The sequence below is a fragment of the Labilithrix sp. genome, from assembly GCA_019637155.1.
Classification (GTDB): Bacteria; Myxococcota_A; Polyangia; order Polyangiales; family Polyangiaceae; genus Labilithrix.
In genome coordinates this window covers 81,586-103,866 of record JAHBWE010000009.1, presented here as the reverse complement: position 1 = coordinate 103,866, position 22,281 = coordinate 81,586, and the positions used below count along the sequence as shown (strand labels likewise).

Below are 22,281 nucleotides of genomic sequence, written 5' to 3'. Positions count from 1 at the left end.
CTGCCGAGGAGTGCTAAGGTGCGCGCGAGATGCTGGGCGTTCCGACCAACTCGAAGCCGACGTGGATCACGAAGCTCGCGGGGATGCCCGTGGTGCACAAAGCGATCAAGCTCTTCCGGGTCCAGCAGATCGCGTCGCGGGCGCTCACCGTCATCCCGATGAAGCGCCGCCTCAAGCGGACCGGAATGGAGTACCGCGTCCGCTTCCTCGAGAGCCTGCTCATTGCCGACGAGATCTTCCAGCGCGGCATCTATCGCGAGGCGTTCGAGGAGAAGGAGATCCGCACGTTCATGGACCTCGGGTCGAACGTCGGCTACTTCCCGCTATTTGCGGTCGAGGAGACGGGGCGCCGCGACATGATCGGCCTCGTCGTCGACGGGAACGAGCAGATGGCGGAGGAGTCGCGCTGGCACGCTGACCACAACGCGCTCGGGAAGGTGCACGTGAAGTTCGGCGTGGTGGGCTACCCGCGCGACGTGAGCGAGGCGACCTTCTTCGTGAACCCCTCCAACGTCGCGTCGTCGGCGCAGCCGGTGCTCAACCCGGACGTCCCGGCGAAGGGCGAGAGCAAGCCGGTCACGGTGCCCGCCGTCGACGTGTTCGGCGAGTGGCGGAAGATCGCCGGGGACGCGCGCATCGATCTGATGAAGGTCGACATCGAGGGCTTCGAGTCGGACTTCATCAAGAACTCGGCGGAGGCGCTCTCGATCACCGATCGCCTCGTCATCGAGTGGCACAAATGGGTGAACGGCCGTGACGCGATCGACGCGCTCCTCGCCGAGCACGGCTTCACGCTCCGCAAGGTCATCTCGGAGGACCCGCACTGCGGCGTCGCCATCTACGACAAGAAGCCGACGGCGCACGCGTGAACGAGTCGAAGGTCGAGCGCGGTCACGAGCCGCTCTCGACTCCGCGCCCGAAGCGTTGCCACGAGCCCGAGGTCTACGGCGTCCGCGGGATCGCGAACATCGTGCGCGAGCTCCCGTTCGTCGAGCGCACGTACCCGACGATCCGCTTCTCGATCCTCCGGCCGAAGCTCCTCTCGGTCATGGACCTCCTCCTCCCGGACGAGGGACGCATCCTCGACATCGGCTGCGGCTTCGGCCTCTCTCCGCGTACTTCGCGCAGACGCAGTCGGAGCTCAGCATCCTCGGCGTCGATCCGAACGCCACGCGCATCGAGATGGCGCGCCGGGTGGCGGACCACATCGGCCTCGCGCAGAACGAGTACTTCGCGGGCGACGCGCGCGACGTGAAGCTCGATGGCAAGTTCGCGGGCGCGTACGTCCTCGACCTGATGCACCACATCCCGGAGGCGGATCAGATCGCGCTCCTCGAGCGCCTTCGCGATCTCCTCGCCCCGCGCGGCGCTCTGAGTCATCAAGGAGATCACGACCGAGCCCGCCTTCGGCGTGGAGTTCATACGCCTCCTCGATCGCGTGATGGTCGGCTGTAACGAGCCGCTCTGCTACCGCCACCACCGCGACTGGCTTCGCTCTCGAGCGCCTCGCTTCCGCATCCGCATGGTGCGCGTCCCGGACGTGTTTCCATATCCGCACGTAGTTATCGCGGCGACCAAGAGCTAAACCAGCTTCCAACAGGATGAGCCGCAACGCCTTGCCAGATGCAAGCTCCTGCATACTCCTGCGCTGCGATGGCGCACCAGTGTGCGCATTCGTGCAGTCAAAACGATCAAAGTGATCAATTCAATGAATTGGTGGTGGACGTGTATGTGGTGCTGCGGTAGGAATCCTCTACCCCGCGACGACCGCCGTACGGTCTTGCGGCATGGGGAGGGACGGATAACTAGATCGGGGAATCGTGGGCAACTTTGAACCTCGCGATGATTGAGTGGGCATGCCGGCTGCAACATTTACTGGTGCCGACCGGTGCCGACCGAATGTCGGCGGCTCGCTCGCGATCGGAAGCGCTACTCACCCACCCAGCGACCCGCTGCTGGACTGAGACAACCAATTGACGGCAGCGCCGCTGCCATTGCATCCGAGGGGTAATGATGAGCAAACACGCACAGTCAACGGTGATGATAGGGTTGTGGAAGAGTCTCGCGATGAGCGTGCTAGTCGCGAGCACAGTGCTATTGGCCGGCTGTGTTACGATCGTCGATCCTGCGATTTCAGCGGATGACGATGTGACCCTTGGTACGACGACGCAGCAGTTTTACTACAATACCAATTGGGTTTGGCCTCTGCAGCAGCGGCAACAAATTCCCGTTTGCTGGGACACCGCGGGTGGGGCATTCGCTCCGGGCGATCAGCTCCTGATTCGACAAGCCGTCCGCGGGCAACGTTCTTGGTCAGCAGTTTCGGCAGTCGCATTCACCGGATGGGGAACGTGCCCCGTGGGGAATACTCCCGGAACGCTCAGAATCAGGCGTGCGGACTATGGGACACCGGGCGTGGGGACTGACACGATGAGAGTCGTTCGCAGTCCGGAAACGCCATCGTGGTGTACAAGCACGCAGACCTGCAATCTAGTATTGCGACTCGATCTCCGGGCAAACTCGAACATGGTACTTCAATGGAACCAATGTTCCGTCGGTACCACCCCACTGGTTAGTCGTGATGAGTGCATTCGACGCGTCGTACTCCACGAATTTGGCCATGTGCTTGGATACGTGCACGAGCAGAATCGTCCCGGCAAGCCATCCTCCTGTACGTCGCCCGTCGACTCTTGGGTCGGCAATGCTACATACGGGCCGTGGGACTCGGACGGGCTAGTGAATTGGTGTGCGGATCCTGGCGTGGGCGGAACCAATGGCGCAAACCTTTCGGCGCTCGACCGGCGAGGTACAGAGCGTCTATATGGCGCGAAAAACGGAGACCGAGCGAAACTGGGCGACTACAATGGAGATGGGCGTGCAGACTTGCTCTGCCACGACCTCGAGAACGGCTACAAGTTCATTGACTATGCAAACGCGTCCGGTCAGTTTCAAGGTGGTGATTGGGCCAGCGCGGCCGCGTTCTGCAATCACTTCTCGGGACGGCTATTCAAGGGAGACTTCAACGGCGACGGTCGTCAAGATCTGCTATGTCATGATATCGGTAATGGTTGGAAGTGGATAGACTACGCTGACACGAATGGTCAACTTGCCGGAGCCGATTGGTCGACGAGCACGCCGTTCTGCAATAGTTCCTCTGGCAGACTCTTCGTTGGCGACTTCAATGGCGACGGTCGTGACGACCTTCTTTGTCACGATATTGTCGGTGGCGGCCATTCGGTATGGTACACAGGTGCCTCTGGGCAGCTAGGAGCCTCCACATGGTCTCGCCCATCTGCCGGCTGCAATAGCCCTGACACTCGAATTATGGTCGGCGATTTCAATGGTGACGGTCGCGACGACCTTCTCTGCACCGGGCTAGACAACGGCTACCGCTGGATCGACTACGCCGACTCAGCTGGTCAGTTCAACAGTTTTAATGATTTTACGACGGCGCTGGGCTGGTGCAGTCATCCGGGGGCCGAGCTGCATATCGGTGATTTCAATGGCGATGGTCGCGACGACCTTCTCTGTCACGATACCGTGAGTGGGAATCTTTTTATCGACTACGCGAGCGCGACCGGCACCTTCGCGTGGCACGACTGGTCTCGAGTGGGGGCGGGCTGCAATCACCGAACTGCAAGGCTCTTTATCGGCGACGTCAATGGCGACGGTCGAGATGACCTCGTTTGCCATGATGTGCAGGGCGGTCAGAAATGGGTGGACTTGGCGGACGTAAATGGCCAGTTTAGTGGGTGGGAATGGTCGGTGGCACTCAACTGGTGCGACATTCCGAGTAGCGAGTTGCACTGACGGTATTGGTGAACTCAGCTCTCTGTTCCGGCATCCCGATTCGGGTGGGGTGTCGGGGCAGGAGGTTCATGGACGTGACGATACCAACGCAGCGCCGCCAGATTGGTTTTCAAGGCGCGCTCTGGAAGAACGCCCAGCTCTTCGTGAACGTCTCGCGCCACGGGTCGTGGCCGAGGTTGGGGATGATGCAGAGCTCGACCGGGGCGGCGCAGGCGTCGGCGCGGGTGCAGGACTCGGTGGTGGGGACCTTCACCTCGTTCGTCGTGCAGCGGTTCGACTCTGCGGCGCACTTGGCGGCGAAGGCGGCGGAGGTCTTCGGGACGCGGCCGTCGTTGTTGCCGTGCGCGAAGAGGGTGGGGACCGGGCCGCCGGGGCACACGTAACACTGGTTCGACTTCCGCTCGAGGCCGGCCTCCTTGCCGTCGGGGGCGCCGCCGGCGTTGACCGAGATCGCGCGGAAGAAGTCGCCGAACAGACACGCCATCTGCGAGACGAAGAAGCCGCCGCCGCTGAAGCCGAAGCCGTAGACGCGCTCGAGGTCGACGCTCACGCGCTCCGCGATCTCCTGCGGGAGCGCGCGGATCCAGTCCATGTCCTTGTTCGTCGCCGGGGGCGCGAAGAGGTCCCAGCCGCCGCCGGCCGCGTCGGGGTACACGAGCACGGCGTCGCGGCGCGAGCCGAGCTCGAAGGGCGCTTGCTTGCGGAGCGTCTCCTTGGTGCTCGGGTTTCCGTGGAACATCATGACGAGCGGGTAGCGGCGGTTCGGGTCGTAGTCGCGCGGGCGGGCGAGGAGGTAGCTCCGCGCCTTGCCGTTCCACGACGTCGCGATCGTCTCGAGGTCGACGTCGGGATCGGCTGGCGGATGGATGCCGGCGTCGCGGACGAGCGGCGTGTTCGAGGAGCCCGACGCGCCGCCGCCGTTGACCGGGAGGGCGCCGGGCGCGGCGGTGCGATCGTCGCCGTCGTCGTTGGAGGCGGTGGCCGCGCACGCGAGGAACGGGAGGACGACGAGGAGGACCGAGGCACGCATGAGCCTCGGCCGAAGCCACTAACGTGCCATGACGTCGTGTCGCATCCAGAGCCGCACCGTGCCGAAGGTGGGGCCGCGCTCGTAATGCCGCTCGAGGAAGGCAAACAAGCGCGGGCAGTGCGCGGCGAAGTCCTTCTCCGCGTTGGGCGGGAACGTGAAGGGGGCGCGATCGAAGAGCGCAAATGCAGCGGGGGGAGACGCCTCGACCGTGGCGAGCACGAGCGCTTCTGCCTCGTCGCGGTAGTCGCGGAGCCACTGCGAGAGCTCGGCGTCGGGGCGCGCGCCGGGGCCGCCTTCGAGCGCGGCGTCCACGTTCAGCTCGAAGCCGTAGAGGACGGGTGAGGCGCTCTTGCGCTTCGCGAGGAAGAGGAAGTACGGGTCGAAGCCGTAGATCTGCACCCGCTCGTCCGGCGTCGTCTTGAACGCGACGTACGCGGCGGCGTCGCGGAGGTCGTTGGCGAAGAAGTCGCCCCAGCCGAACGCCTCGAAGTACGCGCGCGAGCGGCGGAGCTCCGGCGTCGCGCCGGCGGACATCCAGCGCCGGTCCAACGCCGCGCAGTGGAGCGACTCGACGCAAGCCTTCGCGCCGAGCCCGAGCGCGAGGGCGGCGCCGGCGAGCGCGACCTCCGCGCGCCGCGGCGTCTCCGGGTCCTGGACGACACGCGCGATCGCGGCGACGACGACGAGCTGCGCGACGCCGGCGCCGAGCGTGAGCATGTGGAGGTGGTACGGGAACGCCTTGCCCTGACCGAAGAAGACGAGGAGCCCTCCGACGGGGAGGACGACGGCGAGGAGCGCGCGCCGCGGCAGCCGGAAGACGCGGTACGTGACGAGGAACGCGCCGAGCGAGATCGCCGCCCAGTTCAACGTGACGGAGTTGCGGTACGCGCGGTACGAGCCAATGAGGGTCTCGTTCCAGATCGTGTGGTGGAGCTTCGGCACCTTCGCGAGCATGGCGACGCCGCGCGCGAGGTCCTCGAACGCGAGCATGAACGCGAGCATGAGCGCGCCGGCGATCGCGATCCCCGCGCCCGCGGCCGCGCCGGCGCGTCGGAGCGAGAGCGGGAGCGAGGCGCGATCGTGCAGCGCGACGAGCACCTGCAGCACCGCGAACACCGCGCAAGGCGGCTTGCCGAACCACGGCAGCGCGCCGAAGAACCCGGCCGCGAGGAGCGCGCGCGTCGCGGCGCGCGGCGCCTTCGTCGTGTGCGCGATCGACTGGAGCGCGAGCGACGCGAACACGAGCGCGGCGTAGAGGGCCTCGCGCTGGGCGGAGTGCCACCAGTCGTAACGCGTGTATTGTGCACCTAGCACGGCGAGGCCGGCGAGGGCCCAGAGCCAGGGCCGCGTCGTGGTGAGGCCGGCCCAGCGCGGGATCGTGAGCGAGCCGACCGTCCACGACGTCGCGAGGACGAGGGTGTCCAGAGTGCGGAACGTGTGCTCGTCCTCCCCGCCGAGGAGCTGCATCCCCATGAAGTACGCGTGCGGCAGCGGCCCGTTGATCTCGTGGAAGTCCTTGTACGCGCGCTCCCCGTGCCGCAGCGCCCACGCGACGTACTGAAAGATGCCGTGATCACGCCCCAACGTCGCGAACGTCTGCGCGTACACGGCGTAGAGCGCCGGCCCGAGCGCCACGAGGACGACGAGCGCGGGGTAAACCCAGGGCGCCCGGCTCGCGAGCCGCCGTGCCCGCTCCATCACGGCGCGAGCTCCGACACCGCCGCGGGAGCGAGCTGCGAAGCGCGAGCGGGCTGCGGCGCGGGGGGGCGAGCGCTCGTGGTGGGGCGGTTCATCAGAGGTCTCGCGGGAGGCCTCGCGCGGCGCGCGGTGGGGTGTGGGCGCCTGCCTCGAGGAGCGTGATGGCGCGTTTGCTGCCGTGCTCCTTTGCGATGTCGAGGGCGGTCTTCTGTGCGAAGCGGCGGCGGGTGTCGGCGCCGATCGCGAGGAGGGCGGCGATGCGCTCCTCCGCGTCCATCCGCGCCGCCTCGTGGAGCGGGGGCCACGCGCCCTCGCTATCGAGCGGGCTCCCCGCCTGGAGCAGCACCTCCGCCGCGCGGTCCTTGCGGTAGCGGAGCGCGACGTCGAGCGCGGTCTCGCCCGCCGGCGTGCGGACGCGGACCGGCTCGCGGGCGAGCACGCGCGCGAGCATGAAGTTGTCGGTCATCGCGGCGGCGTGGAGCGGGGTGAAGCCGCGCGCGTCCGTGAGCGACGCGTCGGCGTCGTGCTGGAGGAGGAGCTGCGCGATGATCGCGGCGCGCAGGCCCTCGACGCCGGCGATGATGTGGAGCGGCGTCTGCCCGAACCAGTCCTTTTCGTTCGGGCTCGCGTTCGCGTCGAGGAGGAGCCGCACTAGCTCGACGTTCCCGCCCGCGCATGCGTCCTGCAATGCCGTGCGGACGCGCGGGCCCGCCTTGTCGTCCACGCCCTTGCCGCGCGCACGCAGCGCGCCGAGGACGACCGCCGCCGCGGTGGGGTTCCCGTCCCGCGTCGTGATGATGAGCGCGTCGACGCCGTTCGCGTCCTTCACCGCGGGGTCCGCGCCCTTCTCGATCAGGAGCGCGAGGACGTGCGCGTCGCCCGCGTGCGCCGCGGCGAGGATGGGCACGCGGCCGCCGCTCCCGTTCGGCGAGCCGCCGTTCGCGAGCGCCTGCTCGACCGCGCCGCGACCGTGCACGACCGCGCGCGCGACGTCGTCGTCACGCGCGCACCCGCCGAGCGCGAAGAGCAGCGCGGCCGCCGAAGAGACCGAAGCGACCGAAGCGACCGAAGCAGCCGAGCGGCGAACACGGAGGCCGCGCCGGGCGGCGAGGTCGATGCCGGTCGCGACGACCAGCGCGAGCGCGAAGAGGGCGAGCCCGTAGCGCCCCGCCTTCGACGCGGGGTACTCCGCCCCGCCCGGGGTGGGCGGATCGAGCGGCGCGAGGGGAGGATGGAACGTCGGGTCGGCGAGGCGGCGGACGGACGCGACGAGGTGCGGGATCGCGCGGACCGCGCCGCCCATGTCGCCGGCGTCGAGGTAGCGGCCGGCTTGCTCGAAGAGGGTGGTCTTCAGCGATGCATGTATCCTGCAACCGGCGACCGCGAAGCCCCAGCCGCCGAAGGCGATCGCGCAGCTCGTGCGACCCTCGAACGACGGCGGCGGCGGCTTCGGCAGCGCGTGGATCTCGAGCGGGAAGCTCCACGCGTCGAGGACCGCGAGCATGTGCTCCGCGACGATGCGGTCGCGGCGCGGCACGATCGCGGCGGGGTCCTCGATCGGCCGGCGGGCCGCCGGCGCGACGACCGCGACCTCGGCCGGCGGCGGGCCCTTCGGGTAGTGGACGCGGAAGACGACCTGCTTCGGCGCCGCGTTCCACGTCGCCTTGATCGCGGGGAGCCAGCGCTCGAACGGAGTCTCGAAGACGCGCATCGGCTCGAGCCGGATCGCGGCGTTCTCACGGAGGTGGAGGCGCCACGCGTAGTCGCCGAAATCGGGCAAGACGTTCTCGTAGGCCTCGGGCAGCACGAGCCACTCCACCTCGTTCTCCTCGAGCCACGTCGAGACGCGGCCCTGCTCGAGGAGCGCGGCGATCTTTGGATCGGAGAGGCCCCCGAGATCGAGGACGCGGCGTCCGCTCGTCCAGGTGCTCGCGCCGATGTCGAACGCGGCCACGTTCCCCGGCGGCAGCGTCTTCACGTAGAAGCCGGCCCCCTTCTCCGTCGTCTCGATGTGCTGCACCGCGAGGGCGTTCGCCTTCCGCAGCGAGCCCGCGACGGGCGCGGCGAGGACGACGAACGGGAGGACGCCGAGCGCCGCGCGCGCGCCGAGCTTCGCGTCCTCGAGCCCCGCGATGCGCGCGAGCTCGCCGAGGAGGAACGTCGCCCCGAGCGGGAGGCACAGCGCGAAGAGCAGCGGCGTGAGCGGCTGGTAGCGGCCTCCGTGCCCCGGCGTCGGCAGCATGAGCGCGTAGAACGCGGCGTGGAAGAGGGCCCACACGAACACGAGCCCGATCCCCGCGGCCTTCCCGCGCGCGAGGCGGACCGCGCCGTACGCCGCGATCGCGACGAAGACCCACAGCACCGCGCCGCCGACCTCGAAGGTGTACGAGCCGAGCCGCGTGTTCCACGCGTCGAGGAAGTCGAGCACGCGATCGACGCGCCCGAGGCCCGCGGTCGACTCGAACCAGAGCCAGCGCCTCCCCGCGAGCGTGCTCGGGAGCGCGTGCCCCGTCTTCGCGAGGTTCGACCCGACGTACAGCGCGACCCCAGCGAGCCACGGCACCGCGACCCTCGCGGCCGCGCGAACGTCCCGCGTCCGCCAAAACGACACGAAAACGAGCAACCCACCAAGCGGCACCGCCTCCGGCCGCAGCAACGCAAGCACTCCCGCCCCAAACCCCGCGGCCACCCCGGGGCCCCAGAAGCGGCCGCGCAAGCGGTCGCGAAGCGACCCTCGCGCCCCGCGCGAGGGCCGTGTCTGGGGTGGGGTGTCGGGGCGAAGCCCCGACGTTGTCGAGTACAGCGACAGCGCGACGAAGGGCATCGCCTCCATGCCCGAGGTCGTGAACCACAGCACGTTCGGCGAGACGCACGCGAACAGCGTCGTGACCGCGGCGACCGCGCGCCAGGTCCGCTCCTCCGCGTGCTCGGGCCTCGCGCGATCGACGAGGCCGAAGAGGAGCTGTCCCGTCGCGATCGCGGCGGCGACGTTCAGCGCGAGCGCCCAGCGCGTCGGCTCGACGTGGAAGACCTTCAGGTTGATCGCGAGGAGCGCCGCCCAGAGGTAGCTCGTCGCCGCGGCGCCGTGCTGGTCCGGCGCGAACCCCAGCGTCCCGGTCTCGGCGAAGGTGCGGGCGACGACCTGATGGATCCACGCGTCGTCGAGCGGGAACCCCGCCCCCGGCGAGAACCATGCGATCGCGACGCATTGCACGGCGACGAGCACGGCTCGTTCGCGCAAGCGGTGGCGGAGCAGATCGCGCAGGAAAGGGGGCAAAGCGGGCCAGGCAATCTATCGCAGGGATGGACATGGGCGGAGGCTAGGTTCATCCTTTTGTCCGCGAGGTGCGTGATGGCCGACCGCGAGATCGAGACGTTCGAGGAGTTTTGGGACTTCTACGTCGGTGAGCACAAGGACAAGGGGACGCGCATCCTCCATTTCGTCGGGACCACCGCGGCGATGGCGTGCGTCGCGGGCGGGCTGCTCACGAAGCGGCGCTGGCTCCTCCTCGCCGCGCCTTTCTGCGGCTACGGCCCCGCGTGGATCGGGCACTTCTTCGTCGAGAAGAACAAACCGGCGAGCTTCAAGTACCCGCTCTGGTCGCTCCAGGCCGACTTCGTGATGTGGTGGAAGACGGTCAAGGGCGAGATGGACGCCGAGGTCGAGCGCGTCGTCCGCGAGGCGGCCGAACGGGCGGCCGAAGCCTCTCCGCCGGCCGAATCCGGCGAGCAAGCCGCCGCCTACTCGAGTGACACCGTCAACTAGCGGTGCTCCCGTCGTCGCGGCGGTCGCCGCGGTCTCGACCCTCGTGATCCTCTCGGCCTGCTCCCACGCGAGCAACGTCGTCGAGGCGCCGATGGTCTCCGTCGACGCGTCGGCGGCGGCGATCGCGCTCGTGACGGAGTCGCGGGAGGGCCCGCGCGCGGGGAGCCAGGACCTCCTCATTCACATCGGCGATCGCCTCGTCGGGACGTACCGCTGCGCGCAGGGGGCGACCGAGCTCACGATCGTCCTCGGCGAGATCGGCCGCGGCGACGGCGAGGTGTCCGTCATCGCCTCCGCGGTGTTCCACTTCGCCGGCGCGCCCGGGCGCGACGAAGAGGAGGGATCGTTCCGCGTGCGGGGGACCTTCGATCCGCGGTCGAAGCGGCTCCACCTCCGCGGCGACGAGTGGATCGATCAGCCGCCGGGTTACCAGCTCGTGAGCTTCCTCGGGAGGGTCGAGAAGAAGAACGACGTCTACACGTACGCGGGGACGGTCGAGGGCCATCAGTGCACCACCTTCCACACCGTCCTCGAGCGCGACGACGACGGCGAGGAGGAGCCCTGAGACGATGGGGATCGACGAGCCGCGCGGCCGAGTCGGGCAGCTGATCGCCGGGAAATGGCAGATCGATCAGCGCATCGGCGTGGGCGGTATGGCCACCGTCTACGCCGCGACGCACCGCACGAACGGGATGCGCGCCGCGATCAAGATGCTGCACGCCCCGCTCTCGCGCGACGCGTCGACGCGCGCGCGCTTCCTCCGCGAGGGCTACGTCGCGAACTCGGTCGGGCACGACGGAGTCGTCGCGGTCCTCGACGACGGCGTCGCCGAAGACGGCGCGGCGTTCCTCGTCCTCGAGCTCCTCGAAGGCGAGACGATCGACGCGCGCCGCCATCGCCTCGGCGGCTCGATCCCGATCGAGGAGGCGCTCGAGGTCGGCGTGCAGGCGCTCGACGCGCTCGCGTCCGCGCACGAGAAGGGGATCGTCCATCGCGACGTGAAGCCCGAGAACGTGTTCCTCACGAACGAGGGCCGCGTGAAGCTCCTCGACTTCGGCCTCGCGCACATGCGCGACGTGCAAGCGGAGGCGACGAAGACGGGCGTGACGATCGGCACCCCGGAGTTCATGCCGCCGGAGCAGGCCCAGGGCCGCCGCGACGTCGACGCGCGCTCCGACGTCTGGGGCGTCGGCGCGACGCTGTTCACGATCATCAGCGGCGCGTTCGTCCACGACGACGCGCAGACGATCCACGAGGCGCTCATCGCCTCCGCCACGCGCCGTCCGCGTCCGCTCCGCGAGCTCGTGCCCCACCTCTCGCCCGCGATCGCGCAGGTGATCGATCGCGCGCTCGAGCTCGAGATGAGCGATCGCTGGGAGAGCGCCGCGCACATGCGCGACGCGCTCCTCGCGGCGCAGAAGCCCTCGGGCGGGAAGGTCTACGACAGCGAGACCGCGCTCGCGATGCCGACCTCGCGCCGCCGCCCCGACGTCGTGCTCGTCAGCGACGACACGATGCAGGACTCGCAGCCGGTCGACGTCCGCAGCGGCGAGGTCGAGCTCGCCCCGACCTACGCCGACACGACCCGGCGCCGGAAGGCGAAGCGCCGCGAACGCGAGGAGCGTGAACGCGTACCTCCGCCGGCCGGCACCACGCGCATGGCGAACCGCCCCTCGCGCCCCGCGGCGTCGCCGCAAGGTCAGTTCCGCGCGCCGATGCAGACGCCGTCGGAGGAGCACGAGACGTTCGCCGCGCCGGCCTCGATGCCGCCGCGGTCTTCGCCGGGCTCGATGCCGCCGCGCGCGTCGATGGCGCCGATCCACGATCCGATGGAGCCGACGCCGATCGTCAACCTCCACGCGCACGGGCACCCGAGCATCCCGCCGGAGTACATGCCGCAGGAGCACCTGCCGACCGACCCGAGCCTCCGCCTCGTGCCGCAGGAGCGCCCGCGGCAGAAAGAGTCGAAGGAGACGATGATCCTCCTCGGGCTCGCGCTCTTCTTCCTCTGCGCCGCGGCCGGCGCGTTCATGATGCGGTCGCGTCGATAGAACTCGTGTATGACGGACGGATGAAGCCGATCGTCGCCGGTTCGATCCTCGTGAGCGTGCTCTTCCTCGCGGGCTGTCCGTCGAAGGACAGCTCGTCGTCGAGCGGCGCTTCTCCTTCGGGCGCGGGTCCGCTCGGGAACCTCGAGGCGACGCAGCCGGTCCAGGAGGCGTGGATCGGGCCGGACGGCGCGCAGCTCCCGATGCTCTATTACGGGCCGCAGAACGTCCGCATCAGCGCGCAGTGCCGGCAGCCGAACGGGCAGCTCTCGTGCGACGCGATCCGCCAGCTCCGCAGCGCGCCGCCGATCCAGATCTCGTCGCGCGGCGGCAGCCCGAGCATGAGCATGGGCACGAAGGGCTGCTTGAAGATGAACTACCAGCTCGTGACCGGGCGCAACTCGGTCGGCGCCGAGGACGGCTTCTGCCGCTTCCCCGACGGCTCGATGGTGGCGAGCGGCGCGCTCGAGCAGTACGGCATGCACATCACCGAGTAAAAAGGACGATCCGGAAGGTCGTCCCCGCGCCGACGGTGCTCTCGACCGCGATCGTCCCGTCCATCGACTCGACGAGGTGCTTCACGATCGCGAGGCCGAGGCCGGCGCCGCCGCGATCGCGCGAGCGCCCCGCGTCGACGCGATAGAAGCGCTCGAAGAGGCGCGGGAGGTGCTGCGCCTCGATCCCCTCGCCGTCGTCGACGACCTCGATCGTGACCTCGCCGCCCTCGCTCCGCGCGCTCACGCGCACGTTGCCGCCGTCTTTGCCGTACTTCACCGCGTTGTCGACGAGGTTCAAGAGCGCGCGCTCGAGCCCCTCCGGATCGGCGCGGAGGTGGAGGTCGCTCGGGACGTCGATCGCGACGGTCACCTTCCGCTTCTCGGCGTGGCCCGCGACCGTCTCGCGCACGTGGCGCGCGACCGCGACGAGCTCGACGTCCTCCTTCGCGAGGTCGTCCTTGCCGCGCACCTCGAGCTCCGAGAGCGCGAGGAGCTGCTCCACGAGCGCGCCCATCCGCTGCGCCTGGCGGTGAATGACCTCGACGAACTGCGCGCGCATCTCCGGCTTCGGGTCCTTCCGCAGCAGCGTCTCGGCGTAGCCCTGGATCGACGTCACCGGCGTCCGCAGCTCGTGCGAGACGTTGGCGACGAAGTCGCGGCGGATCGTCATGAGGCGATGGAGCCGGTCGCGCTCGGCGACGAGGTCGCCGATGCGCGCGGAGAGCTGGGTCGCGAGGGACGAGAGCGCGCGGCGGAGGACGCCGAACTCGTCCGCCGCGCCCTCTTCGATCGGCGTGTCGAACTCGCCCTCGGCGAGGCGCGTCGCGGTCGTCGTCATCTCGGCGAGCGGTCGCGACGCGACGCGGGACGCGAGGAACCCGAGCACGATCGCGACGAGGAGCGCGAGCGACGACGCGAAGACGAGGCGCCGCCGCGTCTCGGCGACGGTGGCGTTGATCTCGGAGAGCGGCTGCGCGAGGCGGAGGATCGTCCCGTCTTCGCCGACGACGGCGACGTAGTGCATCTCGCGTCCGCTGCGCCAGCGCGCGGCCTTGCCGACCTCGCCGCGCTTCGCGATCTCGACCTCGGGCCCGATGTCGAGGCGCGCCTCGATCGCGGAGGCGCCGAGGACGGTCCCGTCTTCGCCGAAGAGCGTGACCTCGGCGTCGACGATGTGCGCGATGCGCGACGCGATGCGATCGGGGTGGCGCTTGCCGCCCTCGGCCCACTCGAGCGCGCCCTTTCCCTGCTGCTCGAGCCGTTGATCGAGCTGGCGGCCGAGGTCGGCCGCGAGCCAGCGATCGAGCGTGAGGAGCGCGATGCCCACGACCGCGAGCACGACGGCGACGTGACTGGCGAGGAGCTTCGAGCGGAAGCTGAGGGCTCGCACGCGGCGTCTCAGGCTCTCAACCGTCCTCGCGGAGTCGATACCCGAATCCGTGGACGGTCTCGATCGCGTCGCTGTAGGGGCCGAGCCGCTCGCGGAGCCGCCGGATGTGCGTGTCGACCGTGCGCGTGTTCGTGTCGGGGCTGATCCCCCAGACCTCCTGGAGGAGGTCGGTGCGCGAGAACACGCGGCCGGGGTGCTCGATGAAGATCGCGAGGAGCTTGTACTCGAGCGGCCGGAGCCCGAGCTCCGCGCCGTCGCTCGTGACGCGATGGCGGACCGGATCGATCTCCAGGCCGCGCCACGCGAGGCGCTTGCCCTCGTCGCTCTTGCCGCGCGCGAGCCTGCGCTCCCGCGCCCGCACCGCGAGCCCGCGCACGCGCATGATGAGCTCGCGCACGCTGAACGGCTTCACGACGTAGTCGTCGGCGCCGACCTCGAAGCCGAGGACGCGGTCGTACTCGTCGCCGCGCGCGGTGAGCATGAGGATGGCGGCGTCGGCGAGGGCGGGGTCCGCGCGGAGGCGCCGGCAGATCTCGGTGCCGGACTGATCCGGGAGCATGAGGTCGAGGATCACGACCGACGGCCTCGAGCGGGCGGCGCTGTCGAGCGCGGCCGTTCCGCTCTCGACCGCCTCTACGCGGAATCCTGCCTCATCCAGGTTGAACGAGACGAGACGCCGGATGTCCTCCTCGTCATCGACGACGAGGACGAGGTCGCCGGTCGGCGCGGTCACCGAAGGCGGCGGAATCTCCGAAAGATTGGCCATGGCTCCGCGATCTTATCCGTCCCGACCCGCGGAGGCGGCAGGTTCGCGCGCGACCGAGCGTAAGGCTGGACAATGAGCCGCGTTTTCTCCTGGGCGGAAGCGCATTGACGCCGCAAGCCACCCGATTACAAAGAGCGTCCGGGACCTGACCCGCCGAGGATTTCCAATGAAGAAGGTCGCATTCATCATCGCTGCTCCGCTCCTCGTCCTCTCGATGGCGTGCGGGGGTGACAAGAAGCCCGAGCCGGTCGGCCCCACGGCCACAGCGCCGTCGGCGACGCCCACCGTGACGAGCGCGCCCTCGCAGACGGGCAACAGCGCCGTGAACGTGGACGACGCGATCACGAAGGCGTGCAACCTCAAGTTCTCGAACGAGGAGACCGCGCCGAAGTTCGACTTCGACTCGGAGTCCCTCTCGCAGGCCGAGAAGGACATCCTCGAGCAGATCGCGAAGTGCCTCACGACCGGTCCGCTCAAGGGGCGCGCGGTCGACCTCGTCGGGCGCGCCGATCCGCGCGGCGAGACCGAGTACAACATGACGCTCGGCGCGAAGCGCGCGCGCGCGGCGCACAACTTCCTCGCCTCCGCCGGCGTCCCGAACGACAAGCTGCACGACACGTCGCGCGGCGAGCTCGACGCGACGGGCACCGACGAGAAGGGCTGGCAGAAGGATCGCCGCGTCGACGTGAAGCTCCGCGCCAACTGAACGTGGTCCTAGACTCCGTTCTTCAGGCGCAGCTCGCTCACACCCTCGACGCGACCCACTTCCAGGGTCTCGGCGAACGCTACGAAGGCAAGGTCCGCGACAACTACAGCGCGAACGGCCGGCGTTTCATCGTCGTGACCGATCGCATCAGCGCGTTCGATCGCGTGCTCGGCACGATCCCGCTCAAGGGCCAGGTGCTGAACCGCCTCGCGGCGTGGTGGTTCGAGAAGACGAAGGACGTCGCGAAGAACCACGTCGTCCGCGTCCCCGATCCGAACGTGCTCGAGTGCGTCGACTGCGCGCCGCTGCCGGTGGAGATGGTGGTCCGCGCGTACATCACGGGCTCCACCTCCACGAGCATGTGGACGCACTACGCCGCGGGCGCGCGGACCTTCTGCGGCCACGCGCTGCCGGACGGTTTGGTGAAGAACCAGCGCCTCGAGCGCCCGCTCCTCACGCCGGCGACGAAGGCGCCGAAGGGGGAGCACGACGTCTCGGCGTCGCGCGAGGAGATCCTCGCCGCGGGGAAGCTCTCCGCCGCCGACTTCGATCGCGCGGCGGAGATGGCGTACGCGCTCTTCGCGGCGGGCCAGAAGGTGTGCGCGGAGCGAGGGCTCATCCTCGTCGACACGAAGTACGAGCTGGGCAAGACGAAGGACGGCGAAATCGTCGTTATCGACGAAATACATACGCCGGACTCCTCGCGCTTCTGGATGGAGGCCTCCTACGCGGACCGCATGGCGCAGGGGCTCGATCCGGAGCCGCTCGACAAGGACTTCGTGCGCCGTTACTACACCGCGCTCGACTACCGCGGCGACGGCGAGCCGCCGCCGCTCCCGAGCGACGTGCGGATCGGGGCGGCGAAGCGTTACATCGAAGCGTACGAGCGCATCACGGGCGAGCGGTTCGAGCCGAACACGGAGCCGCCGCTCGAGCGCATCGCGAAGAACCTCGGAGTCTCCTCATGAGCAAAGCCACCGTTCTCGTCCGACTCAAGACCGAGGTGCTCGACCCGCAGGGCGACGCCGTGAAGCGCGCCCTCGACAAGCTCGGCTTCGAGGGCGTGAAGGGCGTCCGCATCGGCAAGCTGATCGAGATCGACCTCGGCGACGCGCCGGTCACGGACCAGGCCGCGCTGAGGTCCCGCCTCGAGAAGATGGCCGACGAGATGCTCGCGAACCCGGTCATCGAGGACTACGAGATCCGCATTTGACGCGTCAGGGCAGCGCGGCGTAGAGCGGGGTGCCCTTCGCGGCGGGGAAGAACGTCGGGGCGTGGGCGAAGTTGATGTCCGGGGAGGAGACGATCACCTCCGGCGTCGTCGGCGCGCCCGGGGTGCTGCTCGCGCCGAGCTGCGAGGCGCCGAGGCGACCGATCTGACCCTTCGCGAGCGTGAGCCAGAGCGCGCCCGACTCGTCGAAGGCGAGGCCCTCGGGCAGCGCGTTGACGGACAGCGAGATGCGGACGGCCGGCGTGACGTCCTTCGTGCCGGCGCCCTCGAGCTCGCTCGGCGTGAGGCGATAGATCGTGTTCGCGGAGAAGCTCGCGATCCAGAGGTTGCCGTCCTTGTCGAACGCGAGGTGGTTCGGCGCGAGCTCGACCGCGGTCTCGGTCTTCGGCGCGATGACGAGGCTCGCGATCTCGTCGGAGGACGCGCCGAGGCGCGCGGCGTCGAAGCGGACGAGCGTCTTCGCTCCGGTATTCGCGACCCACAGGTTGCCGTCCTTGTCGAAGGCGAGGCCCTCGGGCCCGTCGAGGCCGCCGAGGTTCACGTTCGGCGCCGGCTCGCCCGACGCGCGGATGTCCTCGGGCGCGAGCCGGAGCGCCTTCTTCGCGCAGCCCGACGTCGCCCAGAGCGCGCCGTCGCCCGCGAACGCGATCGACGAGATGCCCGGGATGCAGCCCTGACCCGGATCGAAGCGGAGCTCGACGTCCGGCCGCTTGTCGCCGGAGGCGGCGAGGCTCGCGGCCGAGTACCGCGCGAGCGTGGCGTCGGTGGTGGTGCCGCCGTGCGACCAGAGGTTGCCCTCGCGATCGAACGCGAGGCTGCGACCGAGCCCGCCCTTGCCCGCGACGGTCGCCGCCGGCGCGCCCGTCTCCGCGAGCGACGACGAGGCGAAGCCGAGGAGCTGCGCGGCGGCGTTCTGGTTCGTGTGCCAGAGCTTCCCGCTCGTGGCGATCGGCGCGTACGTCACGGTGACGGTCTGCGCGCTCCCGTTCGTGAGGCAGAAGTCGGCCCCGTCGATCGACGCCGCGTACGCGGTGCGCACGATCGGATCGCTGCCCGCGACGACGTTCGCGCTCACGCGATAGCTGCCGCCCTCGGCGACGAACGCCTCGTTCGGCACGACCGCGCGCGCGCCGCCCGCGCCGCCCTCGATCGACACGTCGGCCGCGAGCCCCTCCGGCAGACCTGCGACCATGACGGTCACGTTGCCGCTCCCGCTCGCCGCGCACGCGCCGCCGTCGGCGTCGGGGACGTCGGAGCTCGTGCTGGTGGTACACGCGACGCCGAAGAGAGGCGCGAGGACAACGGCGAATCGAAGGACGGAGGTACGCATCGCCCTATTGGACGATCTTTCGCGCCCACACAAACGTCACCCCGACGGCGTCACCCGAAGGAAGGCACCGTCCGCGCCGCACCACGAAAACACGCACGATCTCGGGTGCGACGCCCGCCACACGATCGCAGCCAATGCGGCAGCGGCGACGTCGCGTTTCCGGACGGCACGCTCCGGAGCGAGGCACCGATGCATGGAGCGCCGAGCGTCGCGGCTTCGACCGGCATCCGCTTCGCGCGGCGTCGTGCGCTCGACGTCGAACGACTTGGACCTGTGCGTGTGACCGAGTCACGTCGATGTAACAGCGCGGGCGCTCGGAGCGGGCGGACAATCTGATGGATGCGTCGTGTCTTTGGCGGTCAGGGGCTTCGTCCCCGACACTCCCGCGCGCGAGGACACGGCCCCCGAAGACGGGGGTTGCTTCGCTGCTGTTGTGGCGGTCGCGTCCTCGCGCGGGTCGCGTTGCTTGCCGCGGCCGGCTGTGAAGCACTGCGAAGGTCGTCCTCACCGGCGGCGGCGCCGAGACGGCGATCGTCGCGAGCACGGGCACCGGCAAAGACGATCTCCGGTACGCGATCGACGGAAGCGGTGAGCGCGCCGGCGTGTGGGTCGCGCCGCTGCCCTGACCGACGCGCTAAGGCAGCCGCTCGATGCGCGCGCGCATGCGCGGGAGGAGGCTCGGGTCGCGCTCCGCGAACACCGCGAGCCACACGATCACCTGGAGGTTTCGCACGGGGCCGAGGTCGCGCACGAGATCGCGATCGTGCTCGCCGTACGCGGACGTCATCGCGTCGATCGCGTCGACCTCCTCGCCGAGGAGCTCCGCGCGCGAGCGGAGGCACGCGAGGTCGAACTCGATCGGTCCCCGGAACGCGTCCTCCCAGTCCGTCCAGAGTATGCCGCGCGCGGTCGCGAGCACGTTCCGGATGTGCGCGTCGCCGTGCACCGCCTGGAACGACGCGCTGCGCGCCCGCGCACCATGAACGACGCGCTCCGCCGCTTCCCAGGCGCGGTCCACGCGCGCGAGCTCCGCCGCCGTCATCATGCGGCTCGTGCGCGCGCGATCGCGCACGAGCCGCGCCTCCTCGAAGCCGCCCCACTCCGGCAGCGCGCCCTCGTAGCGCGCGAGCGCGGCGTGCGCGCGACGTAGCTCCGCGCCCGCCGTCGCCGGATCGGGTCCCTCGCTCGCGACCGCTTCGCGATGCCAGAAGCTGATCACGAAGCCGTCGCGCTCGAACGGGCCGTCGATCGGCCGCGTGACGCCGACGCCCTCCGCGTCGAGGAAACGTGAGACCTCCACCTCGCGCCGCAGCCACGCCATGCCGACGCGCGCGAGCGACGTCGCCATCGCCACGCGCGCGACCACGCCGGCGCCGAGGCCGAGGACCAGGTTGCTCCGATCGGCGAGCACGGCCGGCGCGGACACCTCGAGGCCCCGCTCGATCGCGAGCGCGTGCGCGACGGCGGCGGCGACCTCGGGGCTCATCCTCGAACGCGAAGACTACAGCGCGACCCAGTGCGGGGGTGCGCTCGTGCCGAAGACGACGATCTTGCTCGCGAGGGCGGGGTAGGTGTCGAAGACGTCGATCGCGGCGCCGCCGGCGGCCGGACGGATCTTCAAGTGACCCGCGGTGGCGTAGTAGGCGATCGACTTGCCGTCGGGCGACCACGTCGGCCACGAGTCGTTCTCGGTGTCGTCGGTGTCGATCTGCGTCAGGCCCGAGCCGTCGACGTTCATCACGAAGACGAGCTTCTTCAGGATGAACGCGACCTTGGTGCCGTCGGGCGACACCGCGGCCTGCCTCGGCTGCTCGAGGTTCGGGTCGATGCGCGTCATCGTCGTGAGCGCCGCGTCGGAGATGTAGATGCCCTGCTTGAAGAAGCTGCCCGAGGCGACGATGCGGCCGTCGGGGGTCCAGGTCGGACGCGAGAACGTGTCGCGTTCACCCTGGGGCTGGAGACGGGCCACGACCGCGCCGTCCGCGCGCGAGCAGACATAAGACGCGCTCCCGAGCGTGTCGTACGCGATCTTGGTCCCGTCCGGGGAGACGTCGAGGGTGACGTAGTTGACCTCCGCGTCATCGACCGAGTTGACGTCGCTCGTCTTGATGACGCGCGTGGAGATGACGGCCTCGTCCGTCTCCTCGATCCCCTTCGCGCCGACGATGAGCAGCTTACCGTCCGGCGCGCGCCGGACCTGATGCGCACCACCGAGCTTCGTGTCGGCGCCGGTCGCGAGGTCGAGCTTGTGGATCTCGACGCTCGCCGAGTCGGTCCAGTAGAAGGTCCCGGAGAGGGCGCCGCCGGCCTGCTCCGCCGGGTCGTCCTCCAGCTCGTCATCACAAGCAAACAGCGTCAGGCCAAGCGTAAGCACCGCGCACGTCACGAATCGCGTCATCGACGAACCTCCCAAAGGATGGAGAAGGGTGATCGTCCACGGTATCCGATTTCGCGCGAGCGCGGAGGCGCCTCCTCGACGCGTTACTTGTGGTTCGAGGGGAACGAGAAGGTCGTGCCCTCGCGGACGCCGGCGGAGGGCCAGCGTTGCGTGATCGCCTTCTTCCGCGTGTAGAAGCGGACCGCGTCGGGGCCGTAGGCGTGGAGGTCGCCGAAGAGCGAGCGCTTCCAGCCGCCGAACGAGTGGTACGCGACCGGCACCGGCAGCGGGACGTTCACGCCGACCATGCCGACGAGGATGTGATCGGAGAAGTAGCGCGCCGCCTCGCCGTCGCGCGTGAAGATGCAGGTGCCGTTGCCGTACTCGTGCTCGTTGATCAGCTTCATCGCCTCCTCGAGCGACTTCACCCGCACGACGCCGAGGACGGGCCCGAAGATCTCCTCGCGGTAGATGACCATCTCCGGCTTCACATGATCGAAGAGGCACGCGCCGAGGAAGTAGCCGTTCTCGTGCCCCGGCACCTTGATCCCGCGGCCGTCGACGACGAGGGTGGCGCCCTCCTTCACGCCCTGCTCGACGTAGCCCTTCACCTTCTCGAAGTGCGGCTTCGTCACGAGCGGCCCCATGTCGTTGCTCGCGTTCGTGCCGGGGCCGACCTTCATCTTCGCGATCTGCTCCTTCAGTCCGGCGACGACCTTGTCCGCCGTGTCGTCGCCGACCGCGACGACGATCGGGATCGCCATGCAGCGCTCGCCGCACGAGCCGTAGGCCGCGCCCATGAGCGCGTTGACGGCGTTGTCGATGTCGGCGTCGGGCATGACGACGGCGTGGTTCTTCGCGCCGCCGAGCGCCTGCACGCGCTTGCCGTTCGCGCAGCCCTTCGAATAGATGTATTCTGCAATCGGCGTGGAGCCGACGAAGCTGAGCGCCTGGACGCGGCGGTCCTCGAGGAGCGCGTCGACCGCCTCCTTGTCGCCGTTGACGACGTTGAGGACGCCGGGCGGGAGGCCGGCCTCCTGCGCGAGCTGGGAGACGAAGAGCGTGCTCGACGGATCGCGCTCCGACGGCTTGAGGACGAAGGTGTTGCCGCAGACGACCGCCATCGGCCACATCCAGAGCGGCACCATCGCCGGGAAGTTGAAGGGCGTGATGCCGGCGGTGACGCCGAGCGGCTGGAGCTCGGTCCACGCGTCGATGCCGGGGCCGACGTTGCGCGTGTGCTCACCCTTGAGGAGCTCCGTCGCGTACGAGGCGTACTCGACGTTCTCGATCCCGCGCTGAACCTCCCCCATCGCGTCGCCGGCGACCTTGCCGTGCTCGGCGGTGAGGAGCGAGGCGACCTTCTCCGCGTTCTGCTCGAGGAGGACCTTGAGCTTGCTCATCACGCGCGCGCGCTTGAGCGGCGCGGTCGCGCGCCAGGCGGGGTACGCCTTCTCGGCCGAGTCGATCGCGGCCTGCACCGTCTTCTTGTCCGCGAGGAGCACGCGTTTGTCGGCCGAGCCCGTCGCGGGGTTCCATACCTCCTGCGAACGGCCTTCGCCGGTGACTTCTTTGCCGTCGATGAGGTGACCAACAATCGGGAGTGCTTGGGACATGGCAGGCCCATTGTCA

The 22,281-nt window shown here is 69.4% G+C and carries 19 protein-coding genes; 10 read left to right on the top strand and 9 right to left on the bottom strand.

Going from position 1 to position 22,281, the window contains the following annotated elements; translation table 11 throughout:
• Positions 1 to 29: 29 nt before the first annotated feature.
• The 3 genes from KF837_20170 to KF837_20160 all read left to right on the top strand — a co-directional run bounded on the left by KF837_20170 (position 30) and on the right by KF837_20160 (position 3,810).
• Positions 30 to 869, top strand: a complete 840-nt coding sequence (locus KF837_20170; protein MBX3229646.1) for an FkbM family methyltransferase — start codon at positions 30 to 32, stop codon at positions 867 to 869.
• Between the two features lie 55 nt (positions 870 to 924).
• Positions 925 to 1,455 carry a class I SAM-dependent methyltransferase gene (locus KF837_20165; protein MBX3229645.1) on the top strand — a complete coding sequence of 177 codons (531 nt, stop codon included), beginning with the start codon at positions 925 to 927 and terminating at the stop codon, positions 1,453 to 1,455.
• Positions 1,456 to 2,760: 1,305 nt separating this feature from the next.
• The gene (locus KF837_20160) at positions 2,761 to 3,810 is read left to right on the top strand and encodes a VCBS repeat-containing protein (protein ID MBX3229644.1); all 1,050 of its coding nucleotides are present in this window, start codon (positions 2,761 to 2,763) and stop codon (positions 3,808 to 3,810) included.
• A gap of 109 nt (positions 3,811 to 3,919) precedes the next feature.
• Here KF837_20160 and KF837_20155 read toward each other — a convergent pair whose 3' ends face one another.
• The 3 genes from KF837_20155 to KF837_20145 all read right to left on the bottom strand — a co-directional run bounded on the left by KF837_20155 (position 3,920) and on the right by KF837_20145 (position 9,779).
• Positions 3,920 to 4,840 (bottom strand): hypothetical protein, encoded by a 921-nt coding sequence (locus tag KF837_20155; protein ID MBX3229643.1) that lies wholly within the window; start codon positions 4,838 to 4,840, stop codon positions 3,920 to 3,922.
• Between the two features lie 18 nt (positions 4,841 to 4,858).
• Positions 4,859 to 6,541, bottom strand: coding sequence for a hypothetical protein (locus tag KF837_20150; protein ID MBX3229642.1), 1,683 nt, complete (start codon positions 6,539 to 6,541; stop codon positions 4,859 to 4,861).
• A gap of 91 nt (positions 6,542 to 6,632) precedes the next feature.
• On the bottom strand, positions 6,633 to 9,779 hold the full coding sequence (locus tag KF837_20145) for an ankyrin repeat domain-containing protein (GenBank protein MBX3229641.1): 3,147 nt from the start codon (positions 9,777 to 9,779) through the stop codon (positions 6,633 to 6,635).
• A gap of 111 nt (positions 9,780 to 9,890) precedes the next feature.
• On the opposite strand from KF837_20145, the gene KF837_20140 reads away from it, so the two are divergent.
• Genes KF837_20140 through KF837_20125 form a run of 4 tightly spaced genes read left to right on the top strand, consistent with a single transcriptional unit; the run spans position 9,891 to position 12,849 of the window.
• Complete coding sequence (locus tag KF837_20140; GenBank protein MBX3229640.1) at positions 9,891 to 10,304, top strand: DUF962 domain-containing protein; 414 nt, start codon at positions 9,891 to 9,893, stop codon at positions 10,302 to 10,304.
• On the top strand, positions 10,288 to 10,869 hold the full coding sequence (locus KF837_20135; GenBank protein MBX3229639.1) for a hypothetical protein: 582 nt from the start codon (positions 10,288 to 10,290) through the stop codon (positions 10,867 to 10,869). Before KF837_20140 ends, KF837_20135 begins: the two co-directional genes overlap by 17 nt.
• A 4-nt stretch (positions 10,870 to 10,873) precedes the next feature.
• Positions 10,874 to 12,355, top strand: a complete 1,482-nt coding sequence (locus KF837_20130) for a protein kinase (protein MBX3229638.1) — start codon at positions 10,874 to 10,876, stop codon at positions 12,353 to 12,355.
• A gap of 20 nt (positions 12,356 to 12,375) precedes the next feature.
• Positions 12,376 to 12,849 carry a hypothetical protein gene (locus KF837_20125; protein ID MBX3229637.1) on the top strand — a complete coding sequence of 158 codons (474 nt, stop codon included), beginning with the start codon at positions 12,376 to 12,378 and terminating at the stop codon, positions 12,847 to 12,849.
• Here the strand turns inward: KF837_20125 and KF837_20120 are convergent.
• Together KF837_20120 and KF837_20115 are read right to left on the bottom strand one after the other, a co-directional pair.
• Positions 12,839 to 14,239, bottom strand: a complete 1,401-nt coding sequence (locus KF837_20120; protein MBX3229636.1) for a HAMP domain-containing protein — start codon at positions 14,237 to 14,239, stop codon at positions 12,839 to 12,841. The genes KF837_20125 and KF837_20120 overlap by 11 nt on opposite strands.
• A gap of 16 nt (positions 14,240 to 14,255) precedes the next feature.
• Positions 14,256 to 15,005 (bottom strand): response regulator, encoded by a 750-nt coding sequence (locus KF837_20115; GenBank protein MBX3229635.1) that lies wholly within the window; start codon positions 15,003 to 15,005, stop codon positions 14,256 to 14,258.
• A 166-nt stretch (positions 15,006 to 15,171) separates the two neighbouring features.
• On the opposite strand from KF837_20115, the gene KF837_20110 reads away from it, so the two are divergent.
• From KF837_20110 to purS, 3 genes are read left to right on the top strand one after another with little or no spacing between them, the layout of a single operon-like run.
• On the top strand, positions 15,172 to 15,711 hold the full coding sequence (locus KF837_20110) for an OmpA family protein (GenBank protein MBX3229634.1): 540 nt from the start codon (positions 15,172 to 15,174) through the stop codon (positions 15,709 to 15,711).
• 2 nt (positions 15,712 to 15,713) lie between these two features.
• Complete coding sequence (locus tag KF837_20105; protein ID MBX3229633.1) at positions 15,714 to 16,679, top strand: phosphoribosylaminoimidazolesuccinocarboxamide synthase; 966 nt, start codon at positions 15,714 to 15,716, stop codon at positions 16,677 to 16,679.
• Positions 16,676 to 16,924 (top strand): phosphoribosylformylglycinamidine synthase subunit PurS, encoded by a 249-nt coding sequence (purS, locus tag KF837_20100; GenBank protein MBX3229632.1) that lies wholly within the window; start codon positions 16,676 to 16,678, stop codon positions 16,922 to 16,924. Before KF837_20105 ends, purS begins: the two co-directional genes overlap by 4 nt.
• 4 nt (positions 16,925 to 16,928) lie before the next feature.
• On the opposite strand, the gene KF837_20095 is transcribed toward purS, so the two are convergent.
• The 4 genes from KF837_20095 to KF837_20080 all read right to left on the bottom strand — a co-directional run bounded on the left by KF837_20095 (position 16,929) and on the right by KF837_20080 (position 22,265).
• Complete coding sequence (locus KF837_20095; GenBank protein ID MBX3229631.1) at positions 16,929 to 18,272, bottom strand: hypothetical protein; 1,344 nt, start codon at positions 18,270 to 18,272, stop codon at positions 16,929 to 16,931.
• Positions 18,273 to 18,906: 634 nt separating this feature from the next.
• Positions 18,907 to 19,758, bottom strand: a complete 852-nt coding sequence (locus tag KF837_20090; protein MBX3229630.1) for an aminoglycoside phosphotransferase family protein — start codon at positions 19,756 to 19,758, stop codon at positions 18,907 to 18,909.
• A 15-nt stretch (positions 19,759 to 19,773) separates the two neighbouring features.
• Positions 19,774 to 20,646, bottom strand: a complete 873-nt coding sequence (locus KF837_20085) for a PD40 domain-containing protein (GenBank protein MBX3229629.1) — start codon at positions 20,644 to 20,646, stop codon at positions 19,774 to 19,776.
• A gap of 107 nt (positions 20,647 to 20,753) precedes the next feature.
• On the bottom strand, positions 20,754 to 22,265 hold the full coding sequence (locus KF837_20080; protein ID MBX3229628.1) for a CoA-acylating methylmalonate-semialdehyde dehydrogenase: 1,512 nt from the start codon (positions 22,263 to 22,265) through the stop codon (positions 20,754 to 20,756).
• Between the last annotated feature and the right edge of the window lie 16 nt (positions 22,266 to 22,281).